This is a genomic window from Phenylobacterium sp. (assembly GCF_035276905.1).
Taxonomy (GTDB): domain Bacteria; phylum Pseudomonadota; class Alphaproteobacteria; order Caulobacterales; family Caulobacteraceae; genus Phenylobacterium.
The window spans coordinates 1-11,217 of the sequence record NZ_DATELG010000256.1 but is presented as its reverse complement, the minus strand read 5'-3'; the positions used below and the strand labels follow the sequence as shown (position 1 = coordinate 11,217).

The 11,217-nt window shown below is 69.7% G+C and carries 12 protein-coding genes; 6 read left to right on the top strand and 6 right to left on the bottom strand.

The genetic code is table 11. The features are described 5' to 3' along the window. From VJS38_RS12085 to VJS38_RS12075, 3 genes are all read left to right on the top strand, one after another. Positions 1 to 358 (top strand): Lrp/AsnC family transcriptional regulator (locus VJS38_RS12085; protein WP_324088399.1); only part of this gene is annotated, 358 nt, incomplete at its 5' end. 5 nt (positions 359 to 363) lie between these two features. After that, positions 364 to 981: a DUF6338 family protein gene (locus VJS38_RS12080; protein WP_324088398.1), complete on the top strand. Its 618-nt coding sequence runs from the start codon at positions 364 to 366 to the stop codon at positions 979 to 981. 140 nt (positions 982 to 1,121) lie between these two features. Further along, positions 1,122 to 2,015: a pirin family protein gene (locus tag VJS38_RS12075; protein ID WP_324088397.1), complete on the top strand. Its 894-nt coding sequence runs from the start codon at positions 1,122 to 1,124 to the stop codon at positions 2,013 to 2,015. Positions 2,016 to 2,181: 166 nt separating this feature from the next. Here the strand turns inward: VJS38_RS12075 and VJS38_RS12070 are convergent, their stop codons facing one another. Then, positions 2,182 to 2,964 carry a 3-hydroxybutyrate dehydrogenase gene (locus VJS38_RS12070; RefSeq protein WP_324088396.1) on the bottom strand — a complete coding sequence of 261 codons (783 nt, stop codon included), beginning with the start codon at positions 2,962 to 2,964 and terminating at the stop codon, positions 2,182 to 2,184. Beyond that, the gene (locus tag VJS38_RS12065; RefSeq protein ID WP_324088395.1) at positions 2,961 to 4,250 is read right to left on the bottom strand and encodes a patatin-like phospholipase family protein; all 1,290 of its coding nucleotides are present in this window, start codon (positions 4,248 to 4,250) and stop codon (positions 2,961 to 2,963) included. Before VJS38_RS12065 ends, VJS38_RS12070 begins: the two co-directional genes overlap by 4 nt. A gap of 269 nt (positions 4,251 to 4,519) precedes the next feature. On the opposite strand from VJS38_RS12065, the gene VJS38_RS12060 reads away from it, so the two are divergent. Next, complete coding sequence (locus VJS38_RS12060) at positions 4,520 to 5,056, top strand: GNAT family N-acetyltransferase (protein WP_324088394.1); 537 nt, start codon at positions 4,520 to 4,522, stop codon at positions 5,054 to 5,056. Beyond that, positions 5,037 to 5,999, top strand: a complete 963-nt coding sequence (locus tag VJS38_RS12055; RefSeq protein WP_324088393.1) for a DUF5996 family protein — start codon at positions 5,037 to 5,039, stop codon at positions 5,997 to 5,999. The genes VJS38_RS12060 and VJS38_RS12055 overlap by 20 nt, the downstream gene beginning before the upstream one ends. A 9-nt stretch (positions 6,000 to 6,008) precedes the next feature. On the opposite strand, the gene VJS38_RS12050 is transcribed toward VJS38_RS12055, so the two are convergent. After that, positions 6,009 to 6,860: an isocitrate lyase/PEP mutase family protein gene (locus VJS38_RS12050; RefSeq protein ID WP_324088392.1), complete on the bottom strand. Its 852-nt coding sequence runs from the start codon at positions 6,858 to 6,860 to the stop codon at positions 6,009 to 6,011. A 190-nt stretch (positions 6,861 to 7,050) separates the two neighbouring features. Here VJS38_RS12050 and VJS38_RS12045 point away from each other — a divergent pair, with 190 nt between their 5' ends. Beyond that, positions 7,051 to 8,319: a serine hydrolase domain-containing protein gene (locus VJS38_RS12045; RefSeq protein WP_324088391.1), complete on the top strand. Its 1,269-nt coding sequence runs from the start codon at positions 7,051 to 7,053 to the stop codon at positions 8,317 to 8,319. Between the two features lie 28 nt (positions 8,320 to 8,347). On the opposite strand, the gene VJS38_RS12040 is transcribed toward VJS38_RS12045, so the two are convergent. From VJS38_RS12040 to VJS38_RS12030, 3 genes are all read right to left on the bottom strand, one after another. Continuing rightward, positions 8,348 to 9,625, bottom strand: coding sequence for a divalent metal cation transporter (locus VJS38_RS12040; protein WP_324088390.1), 1,278 nt, complete (start codon positions 9,623 to 9,625; stop codon positions 8,348 to 8,350). Between the two features lie 7 nt (positions 9,626 to 9,632). Next, positions 9,633 to 10,253 carry a CDP-diacylglycerol--glycerol-3-phosphate 3-phosphatidyltransferase gene (gene pgsA / locus VJS38_RS12035; RefSeq protein WP_324088389.1) on the bottom strand — a complete coding sequence of 207 codons (621 nt, stop codon included), beginning with the start codon at positions 10,251 to 10,253 and terminating at the stop codon, positions 9,633 to 9,635. Between the two features lie 41 nt (positions 10,254 to 10,294). Continuing rightward, positions 10,295 to 11,217, bottom strand: a 923-nt coding sequence (locus tag VJS38_RS12030; protein ID WP_324088388.1) for a transglycosylase domain-containing protein, incomplete at its 5' end; no start/stop codon positions are given.

Below are 11,217 nucleotides of genomic sequence, written 5' to 3'. Positions count from 1 at the left end.
CGCCGGCATCATCCAGCGGCGGGTCACCATCCTCGACCGCGAGCGGCTGGGCCTGACCTTCGAGGTCTACTGCACCGTCAAGCTCAGCCTGCCGACCAAGGAGAACCTCGACGCCTTCGAGCAGGCGATCGCCAAGATGCCGGAGGTCGTGCAGTGCGCGACGGTCACCGGGGCGGCGGACTACGAGCTGCGGGTCGTCACCCGCGACATGCACGCCTTCGACACCTTCCTGCGCGACCGGCTGCTGTCTCTGGGCCTGATCTCCAACATCGAAAGCCGCATCGTCATCCGCTCGGTGAAGCACACCACGGCCGCCCCGCTGGGGCTGATCAGCACCTATGTGAGCGCGCAGGGCTAGGGACCGTGGACGATGTCGCTAAGCTTGTCGCGCTAACCCTTCCGCAATTTGCGGCCGTCGTCGCGCTGTTTTTGCCGGGCTTCGTCTCCTTGAAGGTCGACAGACTCATCCAACCAAGCACGACGACCAAAGCGGCAGAATTCATTGTCGACGCGCTTGCGTACTCGCTGCTCAACGCGGCTGCCTTCGGGTGGGCGATCTTGTGGGCCAGTGATGAACTGGCGAGGCTACCTCCCAACTATCCGTTGATCTGGGCCCTTGGCATTTTGACCTGTGTCGTCGGCCCGGTGATCTGGCCTAGCGTCTTCCGAGCATGCCAGCGATTTGGCGCCAAGCGACGTTGGCTTCTGGGACCGCATCGATTTGCCTGGGACAATTTCTTCAGCCGAAACGAGCCGTGCTGGATCATCGTCCATCTGAAGAGCGCGACTTTGGTTGGCGGCTATTTCGGCGAAGAATCGTATGCGACCGTGGAACCTGAATCCGGGCATATCTATCTAGAGGAGCTGTGGCGCTTGGACGGCAATGGCGCGTTTGTCGAACCAATCGCAGCGTCCAAGGGTGCGCTCTTCCGACCCTCGGATTATGATTGGATTGAGATCTTCCATGACGGTCCGGCCTAGCTGAGGACGAACATGAATAAACCAGTCCCGCCGCGCTCCATCCGCGACGGCTATTCGCCAACGGCGTCCGGCCCGAAGATCCCCCCTAAGGGCGGTTCTGCTGCGCCACCGTCAAAGCCTGCGTCTACGCCGCCAAAGAGATGATCGACCTCGTCATCGACCAGCGGCGCAAGGACCTCGGCGGGTTCGAGGTCGGGCGGGTGCTTCCCTTCGCCCAGCGGCGGATGGTCGGGCCGTTCATCTTCCTCGACCACATGGGCCCGGCCGAGTTCGCCGCGGGCTTTCCGAAGTCGGTGGACGTGCGGCCGCATCCGCACATCGGGCTCTCCACCCTTTCGTACCTGTTCGAGGGGGCGATGACCCACCGGGACTCGACCGGCGTCACCCAGCCGATCCGGCCGGGCGAGGTGAACTGGATGACCGCCGGGCGCGGCATCACCCACTCCGAGCGCTTCGAGGACCTGCGCGCCCACGGCGGGCGGATGGACGGGATCCAGAGCTGGATCGCCCTGCCGCTTGAGGACGAGGAGACCGATCCGTCCTTCGACCACCACGGGGCGAGCGAGCTGCCGGCCTTCGAGACGCCGGGCGTCAGCGCGCGGCTGATCGCCGGCGAGCTGTTCGGCCGGCGCTCGCCGGTCAGGACGTTCTCGCCGCTGTTCTACGTCCACTGGGCGCTGCAGCCGGGCGCGGTCGCCGAGCTGCCGGCGGACTCTGCCGAGCGCGCCGCCTACGTCGCCCGCGGCGTGGTCGAGATCGAGGGCCGCGAGCTGCACGACGGCCAGATGGCGGTGTTCGCGGCCGGCGGGACCGTGACCGTGCGGGCCGTCACCCAGGCGGTGGTGATGGCGCTGGGCGGCGAGCCGATCGGCCCGCGGTTCATCGAGTGGAACTTCGTGGCCTCGTCCAAGGAGCGGCTGGAGCAGGCCAAGGCCGACTGGCGGGCCGGCCGCATGAAGCTGCCCGACGCCGACGACAAGGAGTTCATCCCCCTTCCGGGCGATCCCCCGCCGCCGCCTGGGCCGATGAGCTGAAGCTGACGCCTATTTTCACCGTCATCCCGGTCTCGCGAAGCGAAGACCGGGATCCATATGCGTCAGCGCCGCAAGCCGCGCAGGTGCTTGAGAGATCGGCGCGTATGGATCCCGGACAGCCGCTAGGCGGCTTCCGGGCTGACTAGAGACGAGGGGGGCGAAGTCCCTACTGCATGAACCAGCCGTGGCTGACCACCACCGACTGGCCGGTCAGCGCATTGGTCGGGAAGCCGGCCAGGAAGACGGCGGTGCGGGCGACGTCGTCGACGGTGGTGAACTCGCCGTCGACGGTCTCCTTCAGCATCACCTTCCTGATCACGTCGTCCTCGCTGATCCCCAGTTCCCTGGCCTGTTCGGGGATCTGCTTCTCGACCAGCGGCGTGCGCACGAAGCCCGGGCAGATGACGTTGGTCCGCACGCCGAACGCGGCGCCCTCCTTGGCCACCACCTTGGCCAGGCCCTCCAGGCCGTGCTTGGCGGTGACGTAGGGGGCCTTCAGGACCGAGGCCTCCTTGGAGTGCACCGAGCCCATGTAGATGATCGTGCCGCCGCGGCCCTGCCGGTGCATGTGGCGCAGGCAGGCCCGGGTGGTCAGGAAGGCGCCGTCCAGGTGGATGGCGAGCATCTTCTTCCAATCGGCGAACTTGAACTCCTCGACCGGGGCGACGATCTGGATGCCGGCGTTGGAGACCAGCACGTCGACGCCGCCGAACTTTCCGGCCACGGCATCGACGCCGGCCTCGACCTGGGCCTCGTCGGTGACGTCCATGGCGACGCCGAACGTCGAAGCCCCGCTGGGATCGAACTCGGCCGCCGTCGCCTGGGCGGCCCCGATGTTGATGTCGGCGATGGCGACCTTGGCGCCCTCGGCGAGGAACTGGCGGGCGATCTCCTTGCCGATGCCGCTGGCGGCGCCCGTGACGATGGCGACCTTGTCTTTGAGGCTCATGCCGGATCCTTCTCCGTTCGCACCGGGCTGTTGCGGCTGGTGGGGCTGATGAAATCGTAGACGTGGACGGTGTTGGGCCCTTCGGGCAGCTGTAGCACCTCCGGATGGTCGAGCGTGATGTGCGCGTCGCGCAGCCCCGCCTCCCAGTGCTCCTCCATCGTCCGGCGCGAGAACTCGTAGTCCTTCGACTGGCCCTCATAGCTGGGCGAGCGGTAGATCAGCTGGACGATGTTGTAGACCGCCGGGTCGGAGGCGCGCGCCAGGAGCTGCGCCTCGGGCGAGGCCGCCAGCTCCGGCGGAAGCTTGGCGTGCAGGGCGTTGTAGCAGGAGCGCAGCCGCTGGGTGCGGCGGAAGCTGTCGGTGGCCGCGCGGGTGCGGCTGGAGAACTGGATCTCCTTGGCGCGGGTGGCCACCTCGGAGAGGTCGCGCGGCGCCTCGCCGCTGGCGCTCCAGAGGTCGAGCTGGAAGATCAGGGTGTCCAGCTCCGAGCGCGACGACAGCACCCAGTCGAGCGGGGTGTTGGAGACCAGGCCGCCGTCCCAGTAGAGTTCGCCCTCGATCTCCACCGCCCCGAAGGCCGGCGGCAAGGCGCCGCTGGCCATGATGTGCAGCGGGCCGATGGTGTCGGTGGCGTTGTCGAAAAAGACGAAGTTGCCGTTGCGCACGTTCACCGCGCCGACGCTGAAACGGCACGCGCCGGAATTGATGCGATCGAAGTCGACCAGCCGCTCCAGCGTCGCGCGCAAGGGCGCGGTGTCGTACCAGCTGGTCGCCCCGGGGCTTCCCGCGCCGCGCAGATAGGGCGGCGGCACGCGCGGCGTGAAGAAGCCCGGCGCCCCCTGGGCCATGATCCGGCCGGCGGCGAGCTGGTTCAGCCAGCCGCGCACCGGCCCGTCGGCGGAAAGCTGGTCCCAGGGCGCGGTCCAGCTCGTCGGCCAGCCGAGGTTCGGCCAACCGCCGCCGTTCGGCCAGGCGCCGCCGTTCGGCCAGGCGGTGTCGCCGTTGCTGACCAGCTCCCAGAATTCGCGAAGCCTGTCGACCCGCTGCTCGGGCGGGTTGCCGGCGATGATGGCGCTGTTCACCGCCCCGATCGAGATGCCGGCGATCCAGCTCGGCTCGACGCCCTCGGCGAGCAGGGCCTCGTAGACTCCGGCCTGATAGGCGCCCAGCGCGCCGCCGCCCTGCAGCAGCAACACGACGCTCTCGAAGGGCGTGCCGTTGGGACGCGGCTGGTCCGCCGGCGCCTCTTTCCCGCCGGTCTGGCCGCGGACGAAGTCGCTATCCATGGGCGCGCACCGCCCCGCCCAGGGAGGATCGCAAGGTGTCGGACGCAGTCGGCGGCGGGCGCATGGGAGGACCTCTCGCGCTATTAGGCCGTGCCAGAGCGACGCGACAATATCGCGTCAGGAGGTTCGCGCCGCATCAAGCCCGCGGCGGGTGACGAAACTGCGGCGGGCGTGAAGCTGAACAGCGCCCAGGAGAATTGCTGCCGCGCGCGCACACGCCCGTCCTGTGTGTTAGGCTTGGCGGAGACGATCGAACGAGAGGGCAAGGCGTGAAGCAGCCGCAATATTCGATCAGGCGCGCGACGGTGGACGACGCCGAGGCGCTCGCGCACGTGCATGAGGCGACCTGGCGCGAAACCTACGTCGGGCTGCTGTCCGAGCAGATGCTGGACGCCCTGACCGCCGACGCGCGTGAGGCGGCCTGGCGGCGCATCCTTTCGGGCGAGGCCGACGACCACCTGTCGACCGTCTACATCGCCGAGCGCCCCGGCGCGGTCGTCGCCTTCAGCTCCTGCGGCAGCCAGCGCGACCCGGCCTTCGCCGCCCAGGGCTACGCCGGCGAAGTGACCTCGGTCTATGTGCTGAAGACCGACCAGCGTCAGGGCCTGGGCACCAGCCTGATGAAGACCATGATGAAGGACCTGACCGACCGCGGCCTCGTCGGCTTCACCCTCTGGATGCCGCGCGACAACATCCCGGCCCGCTCGCTCTACGAACAGCTCGGCGGCAAGCTGATCGGCCACCGCGAGGTCGTCCGCGGAAGCGGCTTCTTGCAGGAAGTCGCCTATGGCTGGCCCAAGCCATGAGCGGGCCAGGATCATGACCTGGCCGGCGCTGCCCTATGCGGCGTTGCGGCCGACGGCAGACACCCTGCAGCTCTGGGCGCAGATCGCCGGCAAGGTGCGGCTCGCGCGGACGCCCTGGTTGAACCACGGCTGGCATGTGCCCCTCTACGTCTCGGCCCGCGGCCTCACCACCTCCCTGATCGCCTGCGAGAAGACCAGCCTGGAGCTGGAGCTCGACTTGATCGACCACCTGCTGGTCGTACGCTGCACCCACGGCGGCGAGCAGAAGGTAGCGCTGGCCACGCGCAGCATCGCGGCCTTCTACGCCGAGGTGATGGAGGCGCTGGACGTGCTGGGCGTTCCGACCCGGATCGTCGCCGCGCCGAACGAGCTGCCGGACGCCACGCCCTTCGCCGAGGACCACGCCTTGCGCGTCTACGACCCGGCGACGGCCACGGCCTACTGGCGCGCCCTGGTGCAGGTCGACGGCGTGTTCCACCGCTTCCGCTCGCGGTTCCTCGGCAAGTGCAGCCCGGTGCACTTCTTCTGGGGCGCGGCGGACCTGGCGGTGACGCGGTTCTCCGGCCGCCGCGCGCCGCTGCACCCGGGCGGCGTTCCGCACCTGCCCGACGCGGTGACCCGCGAGGCCTATTCGCACGAGGTTTCCAGCGCCGGCTTCTGGCCGGGCGACAACCCAAAGGACGGGCCGAGCTTCTATTCCTACGCCTACCCGCAACCGGAGGGCTTCGCCCAGGCGCCGATCCAGCCGGCGGGCGCGCGATGGGAGCCGCGGCTCGGCGAGTTCGTCCTGCCCTACGAGGCGGTGCGGACCGCGCCGGATCCGGACGCCGCCCTCCTCGCTTTCCTGCAGAGCGCCTACGAGGCGGCGGCCGACGGCGCGGTTTGGGACCGGGCCGCCCTGGAGTGCGCCGAAGGCCAGATCGGCCGCCCACGGGTGGTTTAGATCGTCCCCTTAGCGGGTCTCGCGCCCGGTCTTCTTCGCCCAGTCGGTGATCAACTCGTCGAACAGGTCCTGCTCGATCAGGGCGTTCTTCTCCGCCAGGTTGAGATCGGCGGTGACCTTGCCGGTCTCGAACAGCTCGCGGGCGCGCTCCAGGTGCAGCTTGGCCGCGCCCAGCCAGCCCCAGCCGGTGTGCAGGGTGCAGGCGGTTCCCGGAATCGGCGCGCCGAGGACGACGATCGGCTTGGAGAGCGCCTTGCGGAGTTCGGCGGTCGCCTCCGCCGTCGCCAGCGGGAACACCAGCGCGTCGGCGCCGGCCTCGATGTAGGCCTTGCCGCGCTTGATCGCCTCGTCCAGCGAGCCCTTGCCGCCGCCGCGGTAGGCGTTGGGATAGAGCTCGTCGCAGCGGGCGACGACCACCAGGCCGGAATCGCCCGCGCCCTTCTGGCAGGCCTCGAGCCTGGCCTGCATGTCGGGGATCGAGGCCAGGCCGTTCACATAGCTCGAGTGCTTCGGATTGACCTCGTCCTCGACGTGGATGCCGGCGACGCCGGAGCGGGCGTAGCGGCGCGCGAAGTGAAAGGCGTCGGCGACGGTCTCGCCCAGGGTGTCGGCGTCGGCGATCAGCGGGATGTCGATGGCCGCGGCGATCCGCGCGGCCTGCTCGATCTGCTCGACCTGGGAGAAGACGCCGTTGTCCGGCACCGCGTAGTGGAAGGCGCTGCAGGCGTGGCCGCCGAGGTAGGCGGCCTTGAAGCCGACGTGCTCGACGATGCGCGCGGTCAAGGCGCTGTAGGCGTCGGCGGCGATGAAGTGCTCGCCGCTGGCGAACAGGTCGCGAAGCTTCTTGGCCTGGGGCTGCATGGGTTCCTCTTCCCGGTTGGCGCGACCAAGTTGTTGCGCAGCGAGGGGCGGCTGTCAGCGGGGACGACCACAACATCGCCCCGGCGGGCCCAGGGGCGGCTGCAGACGATCATTGACGAAAATTGCGGCCACGGTGTCTGTCTTTGGCCGCCGCCGACGTCCTTGGGGCCTCAGGAGGACAGGACCCGCCATGAAGACCTTCGCAAGCCTCGATCGCCGTCAGGCTCTGATCGGCGCGGCGGCGGCGCTCGGGTGGGAGACTGCGCAGGCAAGGAGCAGATCCATGGGATTGAGCCGGACGGGCGTGCAGCAGATGAAGACCCTGCTCGAGGGGCATGTGGCGCGGGGCTCGGCCCCCGGCTTGGTCGCCTTGGTGTCGCGCGGAAACGATACCGAGACGGTCGTCGCCGGGCGGATGTCGCTCGACGGAGCCGAGCCAATGCGCCGCGACGCGATCTTCCGCCTCGCTTCGATGACCAAGCCGGTGACCGCGGTCGCGGCGCTGATGCTGGTCGAGGACGGCAAGCTCCGGCTCGACGAGCCGGTCGAGCCGCTGCTGCCCGAACTCGCCGACCGGCGCGTGCTCAAGACGCTGGCCGCGCCGGTGGAGGACACGGTCCCGGCCCGGCGGCCGATCACGGTCGAGGACGTGCTGACGTTCCGCCTGGGCTGGGGCGTGCTGTTCGATCCCGAGCTGCCGATCCAGAAGCTGGTCGCCGACCTGCCGGGCTTCGGCATGCCCGATCCCACCTCGCCGCTGACCTTCGACGCCTACATGCGAAGACTGCACGAGGCGCCGCTGATGGCTCAGCCGGGCGAGCGCTGGCTCTATACCGCGGGCTCCAACGTGCTGGGCGTGCTGGTCGCCCGCGCCGCTGGCCAGCCGCTGGACGCGGTCTTCCAGGAGCGGATCCTGGGACCGCTCGGGATGACCGACACCGGCTTCTGGATTCCGCAGGAAAAGGTCGGCCGCACCGTCACCGGCTACTTCCCGCAAGACGGCAAGCTCGAGCTGTTCGACAAGCCCGACGGCCGCTACGTCAGGCCGCCGGCCTTCCCCGCCGGCGACAGCGGCCTGGTCTCGACGGCCGACGACTTCGCGACCTTCGCCCGCTTCCTGACCACCGGCCTTGCCCCCGACGGCCGCCGCCTGATCTCGCAGGCGTCGCTGAAGGCGATGCAGACCAACCACCTGACGCCGGCGCAGATCAAGGACGGCGCCGAGATCCTCGGGCCCGGCCGCGGCTGGGGCTATGGCCTGGGTGTGGTGGTCGAGCCGAATGTCGACGGCGTGGCCCCCGGCGCCTACGGCTGGAACGGCGGCTTCGGAACCTCCTGGTTCAACGATCCGGCGAAGGGCCTGACCGCCATCCTGCTCACCCAGCGCGTCTTCGACAGCGCCGACCCGCCGCAGCTGCACAAGGACTTCTGGCGCGCGGCGTACGCCGCAGCGGTTTAGAAGCTGGCTGAGGGGGCGCCCGCCCCCTTCACATCGTCCACACCATCCCCGCCACCGCCAACGCCATCACCAGCGTCGCGATCCAGCCCAGCATGGTCTGGGCAGGCGTCGCGACGAACGGCCCCATCAGCGAGCGCCGGCGGGCGACGACCATGGTGGCGGCCATGATCGGGACGGAGATCACCCCGTTGACCACCGCGCTCCAGAAGAGCGCCCGGATCGGATCGAGGCTCGACCAGGTGAGCGCCAGCCCCAGCAGCACCGAGGCGGCGATGACGCCGTAGAAGCCGACGGCCTCGCCGGGCTTGGCCTCCAGCCCCGCCTTCCAGCCCTGCAGCTCGCCCACCGCATAGCCTGCCGACCCGGCCAGCACCGGAATCGCCAGGAGCCCGGTGCCGACGATGCCGGCGCTGAACAGCAGGAAGGCGAAGGGGCCCGCGATCGGCTTCAGCGCCGCGGCCGCCTGTTCGGAACTCTGGATATCGGTCACGCCATGGGCGTGCAGGGCCACGGCGGTGGTGAGGATGATGAAGAAGGCGATGACGTTCGACACGCCCATGCCGACGACGTTGTCCCACCAGATCCGGGAGAGCTCTTTGGGCGCGCCCTCAGGATGGGCCAGCAGCGGGCCGTCGCCGTTGGCGGTCTCCTCCTCCACCTCCTCCGAGCTTTCCCAGAAGAACAGATAGGGGCTGATGGTCGTGCCCAGGACCGCCACCACGGTAAGGAGCGCGTCCCTGCCCTGCAGCTTCGGAAACAAGGTTCCGACGGCGACCTGAAGCCAGTCGATCCGCACGGCGAAAACCACGCCGACGTAGGCGAACAGCGCCAGCGTCATCCACTTCAGGAAGCGGACGTAGCGGTGGTAGGGCACGAACACCTGCAGGCCCAGCGACAGGAGCGCGAAGCCCACGGCGAAGCAGCGTTCGCCGGCGCCGGCGAGCAGCTGGGCCGCCGCCCCCATGGCGGCCAGGTCCGCGCCGATGTTGATGGTGTTGGCGACGAACAGCAGCGCCACCAGCGCGAGCACCACGGGGCGCGGGAAGATCTCCGCCAGGTTGCTGGCCAGGCCCTTGCCGGTGACCCGGCCGATGCGGGCGCAGATCGACTGCACCGCCGTCATCAAAGGATAGGTCAGCACCACCGTCCAGAGCATGTTCAGCCCGAAGGCCGCGCCCGCCTGGGAATAGGTGGCGATGCCGCTGGGGTCGTCGTCGGCCGCCCCGGTGATCAGGCCCGGCCCCAGCCGCTGGAGCAGCTTGGGCCGGCGGATCAGACGTTTGAGATGTTCCCCCCGGCCCTTCATCGGCGGCTCAGTTCTGCAACGCCCTGCGCGTCTGCTCCCAATACTGCGCGCCTGTGACGATCGTCACGACGGCCGCCAGCCAGAACAGGCCGTGGGCGAGCCCGGTCACCGGCCCCTGCAGCGCCGGGTCGTCCGGCAGGTGGAAGGCGGCCCAGGCGGCGACGAACAACTCCAGCGCCAGCGCGGTCAGCTGCAGGGTCGTCTTCCATTTCGCGAGCGTCGTCACCGGCAGCTTGATCCCCTTTCCGGCGCCGACCTCGCGCAGCGCGCTGACGGTGAACTCGCGGAACAGGATCAGACCCGCCGGCAGCACCACCATCGGCTGGGGTCCCAGCGCCAGCAGGCCCAGCACCGCCCCGCAGACCAGCACCTTGTCGCCGATCGGGTCGAGGATCGCGCCCCAGACGCTGACAGCGTTCAACTTGCGCGCCAGCCAGCCGTCGAAGAAGTCGGTCACCGCCGCCGTCACGAAGGCGATCACCGCCCAGCGCTCCAGGCTGAACTGCTGGTCCGGGCTCAGCTTGTCGGCGAGGAACGGCACGGCGCCGGCAGCCGCGGCCAGCGCGACAAACATGAACAGGGCCAGCACCAGGCGCATCGAGGTCAGGATGTTCGGCAGAGCTTTCATGGGCGCACCCTAACCGCTTCCCGCCCTGAATGGGGAGGGACCTAGTTTCCGAACAGGCTCTCCCACGCCCGGTGCAGGAAGCCGGCGACCCCCTGCTCCACCGGCGCCAGGGGCGAGGGCTGGGGCGGAGGCGGCGCAGGGTGGACGCGCTCGACCAGGCCGGCGTCCAGGCCGCTCTGGACGAAGGTGCGCCAAATCTGCGCCGGAAGGCCGCCGCCGGTGACGCCCCGCATCGGCGAGTGGTCGTCGTTGCCGACCCAGACGCCGACGATGATGTCGCCGGTGAAGCCGACGAAGACCGCGTCTCGGTGCTCCTGGGTGGTGCCGGTCTTGCCGAACACAGGCTGGTCGAGCCGCGCGGCCCGCGCCGTGCCGGTCTGCACCGCGGCGTTCATCAGGTCGAGCAATTCGGCGCGCTGGTCGGCCGTCAGGGCGCGGGGCGCCGCCTGCGGCCGGTCGGCGCCGTCCAGCAGGGCGTAGGGCTGCACGGGCATGCGGCCGGAGGCGACGGCGGCGTAGGCGGAGGTGAGCTCCAGCAGCGACATCTCGGAGGTGCCGAGCGGCAGGGTGGCGTCGTAGACCAGCGGGCTCGTGACCCCGAGGTCCTGGGCGGCCTCGGCGATCCGGGTCCGGCCGATGCTCTGTGCGAGCCTGACGGCGGCGATGTTGCTGGACTCGGCGAAGGCCTCGCGCAGGCTCAGCACGCCGCCGGCGGTGCGCTCATAGTTGCGCGGGCTCCAGCCGGCGACGGTGATCGGCGCCTCGGAGACCAGGGAGTCCGGCGTCGCGCCGTCGCGCAGCGCCGCGAGGTAGACGAACAGCTTGAAGGCCGAGCCGGGCTGGCGCTTGGCCTGGACCACCCGGTTGAACTGGCTCTGGCCATAGTCGCGCCCGCCGACCATCGCCACGACCGCCCCGTCCGGCCGCAGGGCGACCAGCGCGGCCTGGGTCGCGCCCTCGCGCC